The 18718-nt window shown below is 64.9% G+C and carries 21 protein-coding genes; 16 read left to right on the forward strand and 5 right to left on the reverse strand.

Features of this window, described 5'->3' with window-relative positions:
* Positions 1–2: 2 nt before the first annotated feature.
* A complete protein-coding gene (locus tag ACQR10_RS08360) occupies positions 3–557 on the reverse strand; it encodes a peroxiredoxin (RefSeq protein ID WP_315713058.1) in 555 nt (184 codons plus the stop codon).
* 587 nt (positions 558–1144) lie between these two features.
* Between ACQR10_RS08360 and ACQR10_RS08365 the strand changes: the two genes are divergently transcribed.
* Genes ACQR10_RS08365 through ACQR10_RS08385 form a run of 5 tightly spaced genes read left to right on the forward strand, consistent with a single transcriptional unit; the run spans position 1145 to position 5616 of the window.
* Positions 1145–2191, forward strand: coding sequence for an ABC transporter substrate-binding protein (locus ACQR10_RS08365; RefSeq protein WP_316216987.1), 1047 nt, complete (start codon positions 1145–1147; stop codon positions 2189–2191).
* Between the two features lie 17 nt (positions 2192–2208).
* Positions 2209–3012: an ABC transporter ATP-binding protein gene (locus ACQR10_RS08370; RefSeq protein ID WP_316217072.1), complete on the forward strand. Its 804-nt coding sequence runs from the start codon at positions 2209–2211 to the stop codon at positions 3010–3012.
* Positions 3009–3875 (forward strand): ABC transporter permease, encoded by an 867-nt coding sequence (locus ACQR10_RS08375; RefSeq protein WP_316216986.1) that lies wholly within the window; start codon positions 3009–3011, stop codon positions 3873–3875. Before ACQR10_RS08370 ends, ACQR10_RS08375 begins: the two co-directional genes overlap by 4 nt.
* Positions 3876–3907: 32 nt before the next feature.
* On the forward strand, positions 3908–4831 hold the full coding sequence (locus ACQR10_RS08380; RefSeq protein ID WP_316216985.1) for an acetamidase/formamidase family protein: 924 nt from the start codon (positions 3908–3910) through the stop codon (positions 4829–4831).
* A gap of 29 nt (positions 4832–4860) precedes the next feature.
* Positions 4861–5616: an SDR family NAD(P)-dependent oxidoreductase gene (locus ACQR10_RS08385; RefSeq protein ID WP_316179981.1), complete on the forward strand. Its 756-nt coding sequence runs from the start codon at positions 4861–4863 to the stop codon at positions 5614–5616.
* Positions 5617–5692: 76 nt separating this feature from the next.
* On the opposite strand, the gene ACQR10_RS08390 is transcribed toward ACQR10_RS08385, so the two are convergent.
* Genes ACQR10_RS08390 through ACQR10_RS08400 form a run of 3 tightly spaced genes read right to left on the reverse strand, consistent with a single transcriptional unit; the run spans position 5693 to position 8253 of the window.
* The gene (locus tag ACQR10_RS08390; RefSeq protein WP_316216984.1) at positions 5693–6403 is read right to left on the reverse strand and encodes a DUF1045 domain-containing protein; all 711 of its coding nucleotides are present in this window, start codon (positions 6401–6403) and stop codon (positions 5693–5695) included.
* 6 nt (positions 6404–6409) lie between these two features.
* On the reverse strand, positions 6410–7594 hold the full coding sequence (locus ACQR10_RS08395) for an alpha-D-ribose 1-methylphosphonate 5-triphosphate diphosphatase (protein ID WP_316216983.1): 1185 nt from the start codon (positions 7592–7594) through the stop codon (positions 6410–6412).
* Positions 7591–8253, reverse strand: coding sequence for a DapH/DapD/GlmU-related protein (locus ACQR10_RS08400; protein WP_316216982.1), 663 nt, complete (start codon positions 8251–8253; stop codon positions 7591–7593). Before ACQR10_RS08400 ends, ACQR10_RS08395 begins: the two co-directional genes overlap by 4 nt.
* 175 nt (positions 8254–8428) lie before the next feature.
* On the opposite strand from ACQR10_RS08400, the gene phnC reads away from it, so the two are divergent.
* The 9 genes from phnC (at position 8429) to ACQR10_RS08445 (ending at position 16774) form a co-directional block, all read left to right on the forward strand.
* A complete protein-coding gene (gene phnC, locus ACQR10_RS08405; protein WP_316179986.1) occupies positions 8429–9238 on the forward strand; it encodes a phosphonate ABC transporter ATP-binding protein in 810 nt (269 codons plus the stop codon).
* Positions 9239–9309: 71 nt separating this feature from the next.
* Complete coding sequence (gene phnD, locus ACQR10_RS08410; protein ID WP_316216981.1) at positions 9310–10239, forward strand: phosphonate ABC transporter substrate-binding protein; 930 nt, start codon at positions 9310–9312, stop codon at positions 10237–10239.
* 73 nt (positions 10240–10312) lie between these two features.
* Positions 10313–11197 (forward strand): phosphonate ABC transporter, permease protein PhnE, encoded by an 885-nt coding sequence (gene phnE, locus ACQR10_RS08415; protein ID WP_316216980.1) that lies wholly within the window; start codon positions 10313–10315, stop codon positions 11195–11197.
* On the forward strand, positions 11197–12045 hold the full coding sequence (gene phnE, locus ACQR10_RS08420) for a phosphonate ABC transporter, permease protein PhnE (RefSeq protein WP_316180162.1): 849 nt from the start codon (positions 11197–11199) through the stop codon (positions 12043–12045). The genes phnE (ACQR10_RS08415) and phnE (ACQR10_RS08420) overlap by 1 nt, the downstream gene beginning before the upstream one ends.
* A gap of 158 nt (positions 12046–12203) precedes the next feature.
* Positions 12204–13211: an ABC transporter substrate-binding protein gene (locus ACQR10_RS08425; protein ID WP_315803640.1), complete on the forward strand. Its 1008-nt coding sequence runs from the start codon at positions 12204–12206 to the stop codon at positions 13209–13211.
* 52 nt (positions 13212–13263) lie between these two features.
* On the forward strand, positions 13264–14079 hold the full coding sequence (locus tag ACQR10_RS08430; protein WP_316179991.1) for an ABC transporter permease: 816 nt from the start codon (positions 13264–13266) through the stop codon (positions 14077–14079).
* Between the two features lie 4 nt (positions 14080–14083).
* Positions 14084–14869, forward strand: a complete 786-nt coding sequence (locus tag ACQR10_RS08435) for an ABC transporter permease (RefSeq protein ID WP_316179992.1) — start codon at positions 14084–14086, stop codon at positions 14867–14869.
* A 5-nt stretch (positions 14870–14874) separates the two neighbouring features.
* On the forward strand, positions 14875–15927 hold the full coding sequence (locus ACQR10_RS08440) for an ABC transporter ATP-binding protein (RefSeq protein WP_316216979.1): 1053 nt from the start codon (positions 14875–14877) through the stop codon (positions 15925–15927).
* 7 nt (positions 15928–15934) lie between these two features.
* Positions 15935–16774 carry a phosphodiesterase gene (locus ACQR10_RS08445; protein WP_316216978.1) on the forward strand — a complete coding sequence of 280 codons (840 nt, stop codon included), beginning with the start codon at positions 15935–15937 and terminating at the stop codon, positions 16772–16774.
* Between the two features lie 30 nt (positions 16775–16804).
* Here the strand turns inward: ACQR10_RS08445 and phnF are convergent, their stop codons facing one another.
* Entirely contained in the window at positions 16805–17530 is a 726-nt protein-coding gene (gene phnF / locus ACQR10_RS08450; RefSeq protein WP_316216977.1) for a phosphonate metabolism transcriptional regulator PhnF, read from the reverse strand.
* Positions 17531–17648: 118 nt separating this feature from the next.
* On the opposite strand from phnF, the gene phnG reads away from it, so the two are divergent.
* Positions 17649–18104: a phosphonate C-P lyase system protein PhnG gene (gene phnG, locus ACQR10_RS08455; RefSeq protein ID WP_316217071.1), complete on the forward strand. Its 456-nt coding sequence runs from the start codon at positions 17649–17651 to the stop codon at positions 18102–18104.
* On the forward strand, positions 18104–18715 hold the full coding sequence (gene phnH, locus ACQR10_RS08460; protein ID WP_316216976.1) for a phosphonate C-P lyase system protein PhnH: 612 nt from the start codon (positions 18104–18106) through the stop codon (positions 18713–18715). Before phnG ends, phnH begins: the two co-directional genes overlap by 1 nt.
* The last annotated feature ends 3 nt before the right edge of the window (positions 18716–18718 follow it).

The following is an 18718-nucleotide window of genomic DNA, read 5'->3' on the forward strand; positions in this document are numbered from 1 at the left end:
GATCAAGCGACCTTCAGGGTCTCGCCGCCGACCTCGCGGTTGCACGGGCAGAGCTCGTCGGTCTGCAGCGCGTCGAGCACGCGCAGCGTATCCTTCGGAGCGCGTCCGACATTGAGGTTGGTCGCATAAACGTGCTGGATGGTGTTGTCGGGATCGACGATGAAGGTGTAGCGGTAGGCGACGCCGTCAGGCGAGCGGACGCCGAGGCCGTCGACCAACGCGCCCTTGGTGTCGGCGAACTGCCAGATCGGCAGCTTGTGCAGATCCTTGTGGTCGCGGCGCCAGGCGAGCTTGCAGAACTCGTTGTCGGTCGAGCCGCCGAGCACCACGGCATCGCGGTCCGCGAAGTCCTTCGCCAGGCGCGCGAACTCGGCAATCTCGGTCGGACAGACGAAAGTGAAATCCTTCGGATAGAAGAAGATGATCTTCCACTTTCCAGGGAAGCTGGTCTCGGTCAGGGTTTCGAAGGCGCTCTCGCCCTTCTCCTCCTGCAGATGAAAGCCGGGTTTCACGCCGACGATTTCAAACGATGGCAGCTTGCTTCCAATTCCGAGCATTTCGCACTCCAAGAAAATTATTGCGCTGCAATAGCGAGGCGCATTGTGCATTGCAAGCGATATGCCATTCGTTTTTAGTATCAGTGCATTGTCGAAAATTCGACACTCGGCGGCGCCGTGCTGCAAATGCGAGGACGTGGCGGCGGGGAGCTTGCAGATGCTGCCCGCTTGGGCGGTTTCGAACGTCGGCTTCGCGACATGGTGGTCCGACATTGAGCGACGGCAGCCGGAGGGCACGCAACGTTGTCTCGGCAACAGGAGGTTGACGTCCCGCCTGGTCTGGGCGCCGCGCGACCTCGTATTGACGGTCGAGCCGACGGCCGACGTGCAATTTCTTTGTGCGGCCCAAGTGGCAAAATTGACATTATCGCCGTTGTTGCGATGCACGTTTGACCACGGCGACTCCTGAAGCGGCAGCAAGGCGACAAGCCGTCGGCAGATCGCGGCGCGGCACGGCGCAAGGTGTTGCACAGCGCACAGTGTTGTCAGCTTTTCAGCAGATCGCGTCTGTTATTTCGCCTTGCTGCACGACGACCCGACCATAGTCTCCTCGCAGATTTTCATCGGCCTGGGAGGAGTTCATCACCATGAGCGAAACTGTCTCGGCATCAAATGCTAGCGCGAGCCTGTCGATCAATCGACGGCGTTTTCTCACGACGTCAGCCGCGCTCGCTGCAGGATTGGGAGCGTCCTCGCTGCTCGGAACCAAGAGCGCGATGGCGGCGGGCCTGAAGACAGTGCGCTTCAGCGAGGCCGTGCACAATCTCGGCTACATCAATCTCTACGTCGGCATGCACGCCGGGATCTTCAAGAAGAACGGTCTGGACATGCAGGTGAGCGCCGCCGGCGGCGACACCCAGACCTTCGCCGCGGTGCTCGGCGGTTCCGCCGACTTCGCCATCGGCGATGCGACCATGGCGCAGATCTCGCGCGAGAACGGCGGTCCTGGCGTGGTGGTCGGGACGGTGGTGCAGAGGGCGCACTATTTCGGCGTCTCCAAGACACTCGAGCCTATCACCGATCCCAAGGCGTTCAAGGGCCTTAAGATCGTGACCTCGCCCGAGCCGAACACCAATTACAGCGTGGCGAAGCGCCTTCTGGAGAAAGCGGGACTGAAGGTCGGCGTCGATGCGACCATCGTCCCCGTCAACCCCGGCACCGAGATCGCCGCGATGCTGGCGGGCCAGGCCGACGTCGCGATCGCCTATCAGCCCAGCGTCGCCGCGGCGGAGGCGCAGGGCGCCAAGGTGGTGTTCGACTTCTCGAACTACATCGGTCCGTTCTGCAATACGGGGATCATGGTGTTGCCGACCACGATCCAGAAGGATCCCGAGATGGTGCAGGCGCTGGTGACCTCGTTCGAGGAAGCTTCGCGCAAGACCTACGCCGACCCCGCTTTCTCCAAGGAAGTCGCACGCAAGGAGTTCCCGGACCTTCCCGGCGAGGTCGTCGACAAGGCGATCGACGCCGAGCTGAAATATCTCATTCCGGCGCAGTCGGTGATCACCAAGACGGACCAGTGGGCGAACCTGATGGAGATGCAGGTCTATCTCGGCAACGCCAAGGGCTCGGTGCCGTTCGATCAGATCATCGACAACTCCTTTGCAGAGAAGGCGATCGCCAGCCTCAAATGACCGAGGTGACCGGCATGATGCAGGCCGCGCCGGGCGCCATCGCAGCGCCTGCGCCGCCGCTCGTCGTCGAGCATGTTGCCAAGAGTTACGAGCTCGAGGGCGGCCGCGTGGTGCCGGTGATCGGCGATCTCAGCCTGACATTGCGAGAGGGGGAGATCGTCAGCATCGTCGGCCCGTCCGGCTGCGGGAAGACGACACTCCTGAACACGCTGTGCGGATTGTTGACGCCTGATGCCGGCCGCATCCGCTGGCACGGCCGCGAGGTCGCCGGCCAACCGCAGAATGTCGGCTACATGCTGCAGAAGGATCTGCTGCTGCCGTGGCGGACCGCGCTCGGCAACACCATGCTGGGACTCGAGATACGTGGCGTTCCGGCCGCCGAAGCGGAGGACCGCTGCCGGGCCTTGCTCGACCAGCTCGGGCTGCACGGCTTTGCCGACCACTATCCCGCGACCCTGTCCGGTGGCATGCGCCAGCGGGTGGCGCTCGCGCGCACGCTGGTCAATGAGCCCGACGTGCTGCTGCTCGACGAGCCGTTCGCCGCGCTGGATTTCCAGAGCAAGCTCCTGATCGAGAACGACACGGTGGGCCTGGTCCGGCAGGGGCGCCGTTCGCTGCTGCTGATCACCCACGACATCGAGGAGGCGGTGTCACTCGCCGACCGGGTGATCGTGCTGTCCAAGCGGCCGACGCAGATCAAGGCGGTCTACGACATTGCGCTCGGCAGCGAGCGCCGCGACGTGATCTCGGTGCGGCAGACGCCAGGCTTCAGTGACTACGTCCGCAGCATCTGGGCCGATCTCGACGTGGTGCTGCAATGACCGCCGACATCGACGCGCCGCCGGTCCGCTCGGCACCGGCACCGGTCTCCGAGGCACGGGCGGTTCGGGCGCCGACACGTGGGCGGCGATGGCTGCATTTGCGCACCACGCTTGCCGTGCTCGTCACCCAGCTTCTCGTCCTGGCGGCCTTCCTCGCCTTCTGGGAATATGCGACCGGGCAGAACAAGGCTGCCGCCTTCATGTTCGGCTCGCCGTCCGCCATCCTCAAGTTTCTCTCGCAGATGGCCTATGACGGCAGCCTGTGGCGCGACACCTCCGTCACCGGGCTGGAGACGCTGCTCGGCTTCTTCGTCGGCAACTGCATCGGCACATTGATCGGACTGTCGCTGTGGTATTCGCGCTTCGTCTCGCGCGTGGTCGAGCCGTTCGTGATTGCGCTCGGCTCGATTCCGATCATCGCGCTCGCACCGATCATCATCATCTGGTTCGGCACCGGGCTGATCTCGAAGGTCGCGATGTCGACTTTGTCGGTCGTGATCGTCGCGCTGGTGACCTCGTACAAGGGTGCCACCGGCGTCGATCCCGACCAGATCAATTTGTTCCGCACTCTCGGCGCGTCCAAGTTCCAGATCTTCCGCAAGCTGGTGGTGCCGGCGTCGCTGACGGACATCTTCGCGGGGCTGAAGCTCACCGTCGGCTTTGCCCTGATCGGCGCGATCGTCGGCGAGTTCATGTCCTCCTCCGAAGGGCTGGGGCACGCCATCTTCAAGGCCGGGTCGCTCTACATCATTCCGAAGGTGTTCGCCGCGCTGGTTGCGACGATCGCGCTGGCGCTGGTTCTGACTTTTGCGGTCGGCAAGATCGAGCAACTGTTGATGCCGTGGCGGCGGCAGCCGCGATGATGCAACGACGTTGGAGATAGCAGGAAGTGATCATGTCAAAGCGCATCGGCAAGGCCGGCAATATCAAATACGCGCTCTCGGGCGACAATCAGTTCATCGCGACCGTCGATCCCGGTGAGATATTCGTCGTCGAATGCGCGATCAATGTCAACGATGGCACCATCCGCGCGCTCGGCCAGCAACTGGTCGAGAGCGACGTGACGCTGCCCTACGTCAACGGTGCGACTGGTCCGATCGAGGTGCGCGGCGCCAAGCCTGGCGACATGTTGCGGCTCGACATCATTGACATGGAGCTCGACCGGCTCGGCTTCACCGCGCTGTGGCCGGGCATCGGCATGTTTCCGGACTGGGTCCGGCGCAAGGAGTTCGGCATCCAGACCCGCGTCGTCGCGGTCGAGGACGGCCACGTGCTGTGGAACGAGCATGTGAAGCTTCCGGTCCGGCCGATGATCGGCGTTGCCGGGGTCGCGCCGGTGCATGGCGCGGTGCTGACGGTGGACAACGGGCCGCATGGTGGCAATCTCGACGTTCAGGAGATCACCTCCGGCAACTCGGTGTTCTTCCGCGTCAACAAGGACGGCGCGCATCTTTTCCTCGGCGATTGCCACGCCATCCAGGGCGACGGCGAAGCCAACGGCATGGGCGCGATCGAGATCGCCGCGAACCTCACCGTCAAGGTCTCGCTCGCCGCCGCGCCGGCGCGGCTGAACCATCCGCGGATCGAGACGCCGACGCACATCTGCACGCTGGGCTGCGCGCGCCCGCTCGAGGACGCGATGCGGATCGCGTTCGAGGAGATGATCAACTGGCTGGAGGACGATTGGAGGATTCCGGCGCCGGAGGCCTACATGCTGCTCGGCCAGGTCGCCGAGGCGCGCTGCACCCAGGTCGTCAATCCGAAATACACCTACATCTGCAAGGTCAACAAGGCGCTGCTCGCCGGCTATCACGGTTGAAAACCGAAACTGATTGAAAGGAGACGATCATGGATCTGGGATTGGCCGGCAAGAGCGTGCTGGTGACGGGCGGCAGCAAGGGTATTGGCCTTGCGATCGCGGAATTGTTCGCCGAGGAAGGCGCCGGTGTCGCGATCTGTGCGCGCGACGGCGACGCAGTCGGCAAGGTCGTGACGACACTTGCGTCGAAAGGCGTGAAGGCGTGGGGGCAGGGCGTCGACGTCGCCGATCCCGTGGCGCTGAAGGGCTGGGTCGACGGCGCGGCAAGGGAGCTGGGCGGAATCGATTGCGTGGTCTGCAACGTCAGCGCGCTCGCCGTGGGCGACTCTCCGGAGACCTGGGAGAAGTCCTTTCGCACCGACATGATGCATACGGTCAACGCGATCGCGGCAGCAATTCCTTACCTGGAGCAGTCGAAGTCGGCCTCGATCGTCATCATCTCCAGCGTGTCGGGCTTTGAAGTCGATTTCGCCGCCGGATCCTATGGCGCGATCAAGGGTGCGCTGATCCATTACGCCAAGGGCCTCGCGCATCAACTGGTCGGCAAAGGCATTCGCGTCAACGCGGTGTCGCCGGGCAACACCTATTTCGAGGGCGGCATCTGGCAGAACATCGAGAATGGATCGCCTGACCTGTTCAAGACCGCAATGGGCTTGAATCCGACGGGGCGCATGGGAACAGCCCAGGAGGTGGCCTACGGCGTCGTGATGCTCGCAAGCCCGCTCGCAAGCCGCATTTCGGGAACCAATCTGATCATCGATGGCGCCCTGACGAAGGCGGTGTAGGTCCGACGAGATTGCCGGTCGCGCTGTTCGACCGGCAGGCGCGGCCGCACCATGCGGCCATGCCGAACTGACGTCCCTAGATGCGCTGGACGGCCGTGAGCGGCCAGTCTCCGATGATGCCGAACCGCTGGCGGGCGTTGGGCTGGCGGAACAACACGATCCGGTCGATCCGGAGCTCTGTCAGCGACAGCGCCGCAAATCTCTGCTGCATCATCGTCAGGATCGGCCGGCGTCGTTCGTCGGACAGCCGGCAGGTCAGCGTCATGTGGAAGCGGAAATCCTCCATGACATAGGGATAGCCCCAGCGATCGAGATGATCGCGCTGTCGTGGTGTCAGCAGGTCCGGCTTGCGCCGTGCACGGTCCTCGGCGGTCATCGGCGCGCGAAACGGCTCGAACGTCCGGACACAATCGGCTGCGAGCTGTTGCAGCGCCGGCGAGGGCTCGCCAGGGATCATCGCGACGAAGCCGCTGATCGAGTCCACGATGGGACGAATGATCGGAATGGCGCGCGGCCTTGCCGCGAACTCCGCACAGGCGTCGCGGAGCGAGGCTTCGCTCTGCGCATCGGCCAGTTCGAACGGCGCCTTCAAAGTGGCGTGGAAGCCATATTTGCGCGGGTCCGCGCTCAGCTCGGCCCAATCGGGAACCGCGCGAACGACTTCTTCCGGAAAGCTCGGCTCGTCGCCGCTCCAGGCGTCGTAACCCAGCAGGCTCGCGCCGAATCCGGCCAAGCCCGTCGTCGCCGCCGGGGCGTAGTAGATCGCGTAGCGGGGCGCATCGACCATGATCTGCTACTCCGCCGCGATGGTGCGCACGGGCACTGCGCTCAGCCGATGGGTCTCGGCCAGATAGACCAGCCGGCCGGACGCGATGACGGCGACGACGCGGGGGCGCAACGGCACGCGGTCATCGACCAGAATGACGTCGGCGCGGCGGCCTTCGGCCAGCGTCCCGCGGTCCGCCAGTCCGGCCGCGCGTGCGGGGCCGCCCGAGATCAGATCCCAGGCGCGTGCCAGCGGCAGAACGCCGTCCGCCGCGAGCCGATACGCCGCCAGCAGCGGCGCTGGATAGTAGTAGTCGGAGGCCAGCACCGAGCAGAGGCCCTTGGCGATCATGTCGCTGGCTCGCGTCCACCCGGTATGGCTGCCGCCCCGAACGACGTTGGGCGCGCCGAAGACGATCGTGTCTCCGCCCTGAGCGGCCTCGCGCGCAGTCTCCTCGTTGACCGGAAATTCCGCGATGGTCACGCCCTGGCTGCGAAACGCCTTGCGCATGGCCGGGCTGTCGTCGTCGTGCGACAGCATGCGGACGCCAGCCTTGCGTGCGATGTCGGCCAGCCGCGCGATCGAGGCTGGAACGGCATCCGCGCGAGAGGCGATGCGCGCGACCAGCCGGTCGAACTCCGCGCCGGGCAGGCCGGTGCGGTCGACCATGCGCTGGCGCTTGTGCGGCGTGTCCAGGCTCGCGACCGTCGAGTCCATGTGATCGTTGAAGGCGAACAGGTCGACGCGCCGATCGGCGAGCCACTGGCCGATTTCCTCCTCGTCGTCGAGATTGAAGGTCTCGTGGCGCAGATGAAAGCGCGTGTCGGCCGCGAGCTGCGGGCGCAGCGCTTCGATCGATTCGAGCAGCCGCCGCGCATTGTCGGCGCTGCGCAGGCCCGGCTCCCATGACCAGGTCGTTGCGTGGAAGACCGTGGTGATGCCATTGCTGACGGCCTGGCGGTCGCTGTCGATCAGCGCGACGTCGGTCGGGAAATCGACCCCGGCGCGCGGCATCATCTGGCGCTCGAACGCATCGCCGTGGATGTCGACGATGCCGGGGAGCACGGTGAGCCCCTCCGCATCGAGTTCGAGACCCGACCGGCATCCCGGTGTCCCGATGCCGGCGATGACGTCGCCGGATATGATCAAGGAGGTGTCCGCGAGGTCGGTGTCGACGAGGCAGCGGCCCCGCGAGATTGAGATATCGGTCATGGGGCGGCACTCTGCCGTACCGGGACGAGGGCGTCGAGAGCGGCCTCGTATTTATCCAGGAACGCGGTGATCTCGAGCTTGCGGAAATCGGGCAGCGCCGCGCGCAGCGCCTCGTGCTTCCAATCCCACCACGCCAGATCGAGCAGCCGCTGCTCGACCTCGCGCGGAAACCGGCGCTTGACCGGGCGCGCCGGATTGCCGGCGACGATCGTATAGGCCGGAACGTCCTTGGTGACGATGGCGCCAGCCGCCACGACCGCGCCGGTGCCGATGTTGCGGCCCGGCAGCACGATCGCGCCATGGCCGATCCAGACGTCGTGTCCGATCCGGACATGATGCTCTCGCCGCCAGGCGAAGAACTCGGCATCGTCGGGCTCGCCTGGAAAATAGGCGCTGGCGCGATAGGTGAAATGGGCCTGCGTCGCCCGCTGCATCGGGTGGTTGCCCGGGTTGATCCGGGTCATCGCCGCGATCGAGCAGAACTTGCCGACCGTCGTGTAGGTGATCTGGGAATCGTTGACCACGTAGGAGTAGTCGCCCATCGTCACCTCCTGCAGGATGGTGCGGGCGCCGATCTCGCAATAGGCGCCGAGCGTCACGTCCTGGAGCTTGGCCGAAGGGTCAACGGTAGGTTCAATCGAAAGCAGCTTGCCGGCCATCTCGCGTCCTGTCTCTACGCCTGTGAAGGTGTTGGGTCTCCCCTATGACAGATGCGTGACATCTACATGACTGCCGACCGGCATGTGGACGGATGTGGCGCCGCAGTGTTGCTGTCACATAACTGTAGAATCGAGACGTTAGCGATAGGCCAAAGCGAGGCGTCTGGAGAATTCAATGCTGGTGGTGGATGGCCTGACGTGCCGTTTTGGCATGAAAGCCGCGGTCGACAATGCGTCCTTCTCTGTTGCACCCGGCAGCTTCGTCGGCGTGATCGGGCGTTCCGGCGCGGGCAAGTCGACCCTGCTGCGGTCCATCAATCGCCTGAGTCCTGTGAGCGGCGGCCGCATTCTCTTCAAGGATCTCGATGTGACGGCGCTGCGCGGCCGCGACCTGCGGCAGTGGCGCGCGCGCTCGGCGATGATCTTCCAGCAGTTCAATCTGGTCGGCCGATTGGACGTGCTCACGAACGTCCTGATGGGGCGACTCGCCGAAATCCCGTCGTGGCGCTCTCTGGCGCAGCTCTGGCCGGCGGCGGATGTTGCCATGGCGCTGTCCGCGCTCGAGCAGTTCGACATGGCCTCCCTCGCCGCGCAGCGCGCCGATCAGCTTTCGGGCGGGCAGCAGCAGCGCGTCGCGATCGCGCGCGCGCTGGTCCAGAATCCGGAAATCATCTTGGCCGATGAGCCGATCGCCTCGCTCGATCCGCGCAACACCAAGATCGTCATGGACGCGCTGCTGCGCATCAACAAGCATTTCGGCATCACCGTGATCTGCAATCTGCACTCGCTCGATCTGGCGCGCAGCTATTGCGACCGATTGATCGGAATGGCGAATGGTCGGGTCGTGTTCGACGATCTGCCGGCGGCGCTCACCGGCCAGATCGCGCGCGAGCTGTACGATCTGGAGGCCGACGAGGTGATGCCGCCGGCAATGCCCAAAGCTCCCGAATCCGTTCCGGCTGTCGGCAAAGTTGCCGTCGCCTGATTGCCTGCGTGCTGCGGGCGCATCTGTCGTGTCAATCCTGACATCGTCCCCTGAAACTTGAAGGACGTTCCATGATCAATCGTCGTCTCATTCTGGCCGGTTTGGCCGCTCTGTCGTTCGCTTCGTCCGCCTCGGCCGAGGACTGGCGAACCAAATATCCGGAGATCACCTTTGCCGCGATCCCGGCCGAAAACGGCTCGGGTGTCGTCGAGCGTTACACGCCGTTCGTGAACTATCTTTCCAAGGAGCTCGGCGTCAAGGTGACGCTGCGCGTCGCCAATGACTACGCCGCGGTCATCGAGGGCCAGCGCGCCGGCAACATTCACATCGGCTATTATGGTCCGGCCTCCTTCGCCCGCGCGCGCGTGACGGGCGTCAAGACGGACGCTTTCGTGATCGACGTCAACTCGGACGGCTCGAAGGGCTATTATTCAGTGTTCTACGTGCTCGCCAAGAGCCCGTACCAGAAGCTCGAGGATCTGAAGGGCAAGAATCTCGGCCTGGTGGACCCGAACTCGACCTCTGGCAACAACATGCCACGCTTCAAGATGAGCCAGATGGGCATCGACCCCGACACCTATTTCTCCCAGGTCATCTTTACGGGCAGCCACGAGAACGCCGTGCTTGCCCTGGCGCAAGGAACCGTCGACGTCGCCGCAAACTGGTGGAACAACGGAGATGACTCCAACCTAACCCGCATGCTCACCAAGAACATGGTGAAGTCGGCCGACGGCACGCCGCTGAAGAAGGAAGATTTCCGCATCATCGGCAAGTCGGACATGATCATCAACTCGCCCTACGCCTATCTCAGCGACCTGCCCACCGACATGAAGGCCGCAATCAAGCAGGCCTTCCTCGACGCGGCGAAGAAGGATACGGAAGCCTTCGCCAAGCTGTCCGACGGCAAGAACAAGCCGTGGGAGGCGATCTCGACGGAGGACTACAACAAGACTGTCGAGCTGATCAAATTCGTCGACTCTCTGCGCAAGAAGGGCTCGTAAGCGTTGCACCGGGCCGGCGGGGGACCGCGTCATCGAAGCCCCGCCGGCCTATTTGCGCTTTGCACCGACAAACATGTCGTCAGCCGTCGCCATCCTGCCTGAACAGCAGCTCGAACCTTTGCAGCGCGCCTACCGCAAAGCGGTGGCGCGCAAGCGTCTGCGTGCCGTCGTCGTGCTGGTTGCGTCCGGCCTCGTGCTGTTCGTTTCAGCCATCGGTTCGGAGGTCAACCTCCGAACGCTCGTCACCTATCTCGGCAACTTCCTCAGCTATTTCGACCGGCTCTTCACGCTCGACGACGGACACCGCGTGTGGACCAACCTGCCGGAATGGCTCTGGGGCCTGCGCAAATGGACGCGGCTTCTCGGTGAGACGATCCTGATCAGCTATGTCGGAACCATGCTCGGCGCCGTCCTGGCGTTTGCATTGAATTTCCTCGCGGCCGAGAACACCTCTCCTGCATCCTGGCTGCGCTTCGCGGTCCGGCGCCTGCTCGAGTTTGCCCGCACGGTGCCGGGCATCGTGTTCGCTCTGATTTTTGTCATGGCCTTCGGATTGGGGCCAATGGCCGGCGTATTCGCCATCGCGATCCACTCCTGCGGTGCGCTCGGCAAGCTGTTTTCGGAGGTCGTCGAAAACGTCGACATGAAGCCGGTCGAGGGAGTCCGCGCGACCGGTGCCGGCTGGCTATCCTGCATGCGCTTTGCCGTCCTGCCACAGGTCGTCGCAGGCTACACGAGCTACACGTTGCTGCGGTTCGAGATCAACGTCCGCGAGGCGTCGGTGATGGGCTTCGTCGGTGCGGGTGGCATCGGCCAGGAGCTCGTCGTCGCGATCCGCAAGTTCTACTATTCCGACGTCAGCGCGATCCTCGTTCTGATCATCTTGACGGTGTTTGTCATCGACATTGGCACGGGGCTGCTGCGCAGCCGTCTCTTCGGCAGCGAAGGCCGGGCATGATGCGAAAGCTGGACGAGATCGATACCGCCGCGCTGCGATCGCGATACCCAGGCGTGTTCGAGCGGCCGGCGTCCGCCCGTCTGGCGACGCCGCTGGCGGCCGTTGCCGCGATGGGGATCTTCGTGTTCGGGCTCGTCGATCTCGGCTTCTCGCCGACGAGGTTGTTGGCGGGCATCAGTCAACTCGGTTGGATCACCCTGATGATGCTGCCGCCGGATCCCGGTGCATCGCTTCCGACCTATCTGAAATCGATGGGAGAGACACTGTCGATTGCCATGCTCGGCACGATGCTCGCGGCCGTGCTCGCGCTGCCCGTCAGCCTGCTCGCGGCGCGCAATATCGTCCCGTCCGCAATCTTCCGCTTTCCGGTACGGCGGCTGTTCGACAGCATCCGCGGCGTCGATACGCTGATCTGGGCGCTCGTCTGGATCAACGTCGTTGGACTCGGTCCGTTCGCCGGTGTGCTCGCGATTGCCGTGTCCGACTTCGGCGCGTTGGGCAAGCTGTTCTCGGAGGCGATCGAGGGGGCCGACCGGCGGCAGGTCGAGGGCGTTCGCGCTGCCGGCGGCAGCCCGCTGCATGAGATCCGCTTCGGCCTGCTGCCGCAGGTTCTTCCCGTGATTGCCGGGCAGGTGCTCTACTTCATCGAATCCAACACGCGCTCGGCGACGATCATCGGCATCGTCGGCGCCGGTGGCATCGGACTGCAACTCGCCGAACAGATCCGCGTGCTGGAATGGCAGAAGGTGTCGTTCCTGATCCTGATGATCCTGGTGGCGGTGGCCGCGATCGACTGGATCTCGGGCAAGCTGCGGTTTGCGATCATCGGCCGCCGCGCCATCGCTTGAACGGCGTGGCATCCGAAGGTTGCGATCGTTTGCCTACGAACGATCAGGGTGCGGCGTCAGCTGTGTGTGCTGCACCCGGTGTCGCAAATCCTTCATGTGCCGCCTTTAGGGGAAGCTCCGGAACTGGCCGTGATGCCAGGAATACGGAGTCTATCTTCATGAAGCTCACCCGCCTCGTTCTCGCGCTGCTCGCGCTGTGCGTCGCCGCATCGTGGCAGCCGGCCAAGGCTGCGGACGTCATCTGCTACAACTGCCCGCCGGAATGGGCCGACTGGGCCTCGATGCTCAAGGCGATCAAGACCGATCTCGGCTACGACATTCCGCACGACAACAAGAACTCCGGCCAGGCGCTGGCGCAGATCCTTGCCGAGAAGAGCAACCCAGTCGGCGACATCGGCTATTTCGGAGTCACCTTCGGAATGAAGGCGAAGACGCAGGACGCGCTCGAGGCCTACAAGCCGGCGAACTGGGATCAGGTCCCCGCCGGCTTGAAGGATGCGGATGGCTACTGGACCACGATCCACTCCGGCACGCTCGGCCTGTTCGTGAACAAGGATGCGCTTGGCGGCAAGCCGGTCCCGGCCTGCTGGAAGGATCTGCTCAAGCCGGACTACAAGGGCATGGTCGGCTATCTCGACCCGAGCTCGGCTGCCGTCGGCTATGTCGGCGCCGTCGCCGTCAATCTCGCGCTCGGCGGTTCGCAAGCGAATTTCGAACCTGCCGTCACGTTCTTCAAGGACCTGCGCAAGAACGATCCGATCGTGCCAAAGCAGACGTCCTACGCGCGTGTCGTCTCGGGCGAGATCCCGATCCTGTTCGACTACGATTTCAACGCCTACCGCGCGAAATATACCGAGAAGGGCAATTTCGAGTTCGTGATTCCCTGCGAAGGCTCGGTGGTCTTCCCCTACGTCGTCGGCCTGGTGAAGAACGCACCCGACAAGGACAAGGCGAAGAAGGTGATCGACTATCTGCTCTCCGACAAGGGCCAGGCGATCTGGACCAATGCCTATCTGCGCCCGGCGCGCCCGATCGAGCTGCCGGACGCGGTGAAGAACAAGTTCCTGCCGGACAGCGACTACGCCCGCGCCAAGAGCGTGAACTGGGGCGATATGGAAGCCGCGCAAAAGGGCTTCGTCGATCGCTATCTGTCCGAAGTCCGCTGAAGGAGCACCGCGCCTCCGCCGGAGAGGATCCGGCGGAGGCGCACTTGATCACATGTCGCACAGTTCATTCGTCCGGCTCTGCCTGCTGCCATTGGCAGCCGTCACCGCGGCCTTCTTCCTGCTTCCGATGGCGAGGCTGCTCGTCACCGGCGCCGAGGGACCGCACGGTCTGGCCGAATATCTCGCGATCATCATCGAGCCGCGCTACCGCACGACACTTCTCAACACGCTGGCGCTGGCGGCGGCCACCACGATCGCGACCCTGGTCATCGCGACGATCGCCGGCCTGTTCCTGCAGCGTCACCGGTTTCCGGGCCGCGCGCTCCTGGTCGCGATCCTGACGTTTCCGCTCGCGTTCCCGGGCGTCGTGGTCGGCTTCATGATCATCCTTTTGGCTGGCCGCCAGGGGCTGATCGGCGAGATCTCGTCCCGGCTCACCGGCGACAAGCTCGTATTCGCCTATTCGATCTACGGGCTGTTCCTCGGCTATCTCTATTTCTCGATTCCGCGGGTGATCCTCACGATCATGGCTGCCGCGCAGAAATTGGATCCGGGGCTGGAGGAGGCCGCGCGCTCGCTCGGCGCCGGCCCCTGGGCCGTGCTGCGCGACGTGATCCTGCCGGCCCTGACGCCGGCGCTGATCGCGTCCGGCGCGATCGCGTTCGCGACGGCGATGGGCGCGTTCGGAACGGCATTCACCTTGGCCACGAACATCGACGTGTTGCCAATGCTGATCTACACGGAGTTCACGCTGGCCGGAAACCTGGCCACCTCGGCGGCGCTCTCGGTCGGGCTTGGCCTGATGACCTGGCTGATGCTGGCACTGGCGCGCTCCTTCGCCGGCAGCTCCGTGGCAGCGGCAGGGTAGGCACGTGCGCGACAGAGCCATCTTCATCCTTCAACTGCTGTTCACATTGCTGGTCGCTGCCTTCCTGGCCGTGCCGGCCGGCCTTTCGATCGTGGCGGGCGTGACCGTCAACTACTTCCGCGGCATTCAGTCCGGCGTGACCTTGCAGTGGGTGGCCCAGGTCTGGGAGCTCTACGCGGGCACGATCATGGCGTCGATCCTGATCGCGCTGGGCACGCTGGCGGTCACGCTCGTGGTCGGTGTTCCCGCGGCCTACGCGCTGTACGTTCGCGGCGGACGGCTGGCGCGGCTGGTCGAGGAGATCATCACCTTGCCGCTCGCGATTCCCGGGCTCGCCATCGCGCTGGCGCTGTTGCTCACCTATGGCGGGGCCGGAAGCTTCCGTCGCTCGTGGCTGTTCATCCTCGTCGGCCATGTGATCTTCACGATGCCGTTCATGGTGCGGTCCGTCATGGCGGTGTTCTCGACGATCGACGTGACATCGCTCGACGAAGGCGCCGCATCGGTCGGAGCCGCGCCATGGCGCCGCTTCATCGACGTCATCGTTCCCAACGCCGCGCCCGGCATCCTGGCGGGCAGCCTCATGGTGGTGACACTATCTCTTGGAGAGTTCAACCTGACCTGGATGTTGCATACGCCGTTGACCAAGACACTGCCGGTCGGTCTCGCCGACAGCTACGCATCGATGCGGCTCGAGGTCGCATCCGCCTACACGCTGATCTTCTTCGTCATGATCATCCCGCTGCTGGTGGCCATGCAATGGGTCGGCGAGAGAGGAAGCCTGCGGTGAGCACGATGACCCGGCATGGAGCCGCCCTCAAGGTGGAGAATTGCGGCAAGACCTTTGCCGACGGGACGTGCGCGCTCGCGCGCGCCACGCTCGACATCGCGCAGAGCGAGACGCTGGTGCTGCTGGGGCCGTCCGGTTGCGGCAAGACCACGCTGCTGCGGATCGTGGCCGGGCTCGAAACGCCCGATGCGGGCGGGCGCGTGCTGTTCGACGGCAGGGATCTGACGCGACAGCCGATCGAGAAGCGCAATGTCGGCATGGTGTTCCAGTCCTACGCGCTGTTCCCCAACATGACGGTCGCGAACAATATCGGCTACGGGCTCAAGATCCGCCGCGTGGCCAAGCCGGAGCGCGCCGCGCGCGTCGCCGAGCTGGTCGCGCTGACCAATCTGGGCGGTCTTGAAGACCGGCGCATCGATCAGCTCTCGGGCGGTCAGCGTCAGCGCGTCGCGCTGGCGCGCGCAGTCGCCATCCGCCCGAGCGTGCTGCTGCTCGACGAGCCGCTCACCGCACTCGATGCCGCCTTGCGGCAGCGCCTGCGCGGCGAGCTCAACGGCCTGTTGCGCACGCTCGGCATCACGGCGATCTACGTCACGCATGATCAGGCTGAAGCCATGGAGCTCGGCGACCGCATCGTCGTGATGCGCAAGGGCGCGATCGCCCAGATCGGGACGCCGCAAGAGGTCTATTTTGCGCCGGCCGATCGTTTCGTCGCGGAGTTCGTCGGCGCGGCCAACATCATCGAGGCGCCGCTCGACGGCGGCCAGCTCGTTCTGCCGGGAGGCCGGCAGCCGATCGCCGATCCCGGTCCACGCAACCTGGCGGTGGCGATGGTTCGGCCGGAAACGATCGCGATCGTCGACGCCGCGGCATCGAGTCTGACCGGCGTCGTCGACAGCGTCCGCTTTGCCGGCGACCGGCAGCGGATCGTTGTCCGCGATGCCGCCTCGATCGCACTGACCGTGGACGCGCCGAATACGATCAGGGTCGCTGCGGGCGAGCGGATCGGCCTGCGGATTGCGCCCGAGTCCATTCGTCTGCTGCCGGAGAAGGGTTGATCAGCCGATGACCAAGAGCCCCGTCACCATTGCCCAGATCTCCGACCTGCACATCAAGGCGCCCGGCCGGCTCGCCTACCGCCGCGTCGATACGGCGCGTGCGCTGGCCCGTTGCATCATGGAGCTCAACCGGTTCGCGCCGAAGCTCGATCTGGTGGTGATCTCGGGCGATCTCGCCGATACGCCGTCGCCGGCCGAGTACGATCATCTGAAAGATCTTCTTGCCGGCCTCGAGATTCCATTCGCCGCCGTACCAGGCAATCACGATTCCCGCGAACTGATGCGCGCGGCGTTTCCCGGCGCTGCTCATGAGCAGTCGGCGCCACTGAACCAGCATGTGGAACTGGCCGGTCTCGATCTGCTTCTGCTCGATTCCAGCGTGCCCGGCCATCCGCATGGCGAATTGGACGAGGCGAGTCTACAATGGCTCGATGCCAGGCTGTCCACCTCCAGCGAAAGGCCGGCCCTGCTGTTCCTGCACCACCCGCCATTCACCACCGGCATCTGGCACATGGACCGGCAGAACCTGCGCAATGCCGACGATCTCGCGGCGATCCTCGCGCGCCATCCGCGGGTGCAACTGATCGGATGCGGTCACGTTCATCGCGCGACGCTGACCCGGTTTGCGGGCATTCCCTGCACGATCTGTCCAGCGCCGAACCATGCCGTCGCGCTCGATCTGGCCGAGCTGCGCCCGCCATCCTTCCGGGTCGAGCCGCCGGCCTTTCACCTTCATGCCTGGTTTCCAGGACCGGGCTTCGGAACGGTCGTCACCCATCAGGTGTCGATCGGCGATTTCGACGGGCCGCATCCGTTCTTCAATCAGGACGGCTCGCTCATCGACTGAGCGCGCACGGGGGAGTAGCGGACGTCTGGTCTAGCTCTCCACCTCGAACGTCACGCGCTCCGCGGCGAAACGCGAGCGCTTGCTGACGAGCGGCGTCCCGTCGGCATCGACATCGGTGCTGTCGACCACCAGCACCGGACGGCCAAGCGCGAGGTCGAGCCGCGCGGCGTCGCTCGCGTCGGCGATCGCCGCCGTGATCCTGGTCGCGCCGCGGCGATAGTCGCGAATGCCGTAATGGGCGAGCAAGGCGGTCATCGAGCGCACCGACGCGAAGATGTGGCCGGCCTCGGGGAAATGCTCGGCCGACAGCCAGGATGTGCTCACGCAGATCGGCGTCTTGTCGGCGAGACGCAGCGCCTCGATCCGCACCAATGGTGCGCCCGTCTTCAATCGCAGCTCGCGCGCGAGCTCGCGCGTCGCGGGCTCTTCGGACGCTGCGATCAGCTGTCCACGCGGCTCGCGCCCGCCGGCCCCCACGATCTCGGAGAACCTGGTGCGCGATCTCAGAGGATATGACAGACGAGGCGCTTCGACATAGGTGCCGCTGCCGCGCTCGGCGCGCACGAGGCCGCGCTCCGCCAAGGTCGCGAGCGCGCGACGCACCGTATGACGGTTGACGCGATAGGTTTCGGCGATTTCGGTCTCGCCGGGCAGGCGCGTTCCGGCCGCGAAGCGGCCGTCGGCGATGTCGCGCTCGATGCCGTCGGCCACCCGCCGCCACAGCGCCACGCCCGAGTCGGCGCCTTGCATGCTCATCCACGGCTCTCCGCTGTCCGGCCTGAAATCACGCCCATGTCATCAAACAGTCATGGCGCTTCGCTACGAAGTTGTCTATTAACATAGACAACTTCGAGACGGCAAGATCGGGATGACGATGGACGGCGAGACCACGATTCAGGACCGGCGCAGGGCGGCGATGCGGGTATTGGCGCATGCCTCGCATGCGGACATCCGCGCCAGGCTGAACGACCTCGCGGTGCCTGAGTATCGCGATCTTCGTCCGGCGGAGAATGGCCTGGTGATGCTGCGGGGACGGATCGGCGGCGACGGTGCGCCGTTCAATGTCGGCGAGGCGACGGTGTCGCGCGCCGCGGTGCGGCTCGAGAGCGGCGAGGTCGGGTTCGGCTATGTGCTGGGACGCGACGCCGGCAAGGCGCGCCTGATCGCGCTGTGTGACGCGATGATCCAGTCATCAAGCCATGTGCGATCGATCGAGACGCAGGTGGTCGCACCGCTGCAGGCGCAGATGCGTGCATCGCGGGCCCACCGCGCGGAGCAGGCTGCGGCCACGCGTGTCGATTTCTATACGATGGTGCGAGGAGAAGGCTGATGGGTGCCGCCGCTTCCGATCTGCAGCCCGGCTTCGCCGACAATGTGCTGTCCGCGCAATCCACCTTCCGTATCGTCATGGAGGCCATGGCGCGTCCGGGAAGTCTGCGACAGGTCGAGGGCAATGTCGGCCGGCCGTCGTCGTTGATGCCAGGTGCCGCCGCGATCGCGTTGACCCTCTTCGATCACGATACGCCGATCTGGCTTGATGCGCCGCTCGCCGGCACGTCCGAGGTCGGCGCCTGGCTCAAGTTTCACACGGGGGCGCCGATCGTCGCCGATGCCGCGCTTGCCTGCTTTGCGGTGGCGGCAGACCCGGACGCGCTTCCCGATCTGACTTCATTCGCGCTCGGCAGTGCCGAATATCCCGATCGCTCGACGACGCTGGTCCTGCAGGTGCCGAGCTTGTCCAGAGGTCCGGCGTTCGAGCTGCGTGGTCCGGGCATCGACGGGACGACATCGTTCCGTGCGACGGTCGCGCCGACTGACCTGTTCGAGCGGCTGTCGATCAATGAGAGGCTGTTTCCGCGTGGTGTCGACGTCGTGCTGGTCGATGGCTCGTCCATCGTCGCCATCCCGCGAACGACCCGGCTCGTTTCCGCAGGAGAGTGAGGC

This window comes from Bradyrhizobium sp. HKCCYLRH2060, assembly GCF_051168135.1.
GTDB lineage: Bacteria > Pseudomonadota > Alphaproteobacteria > Rhizobiales > Xanthobacteraceae > Bradyrhizobium.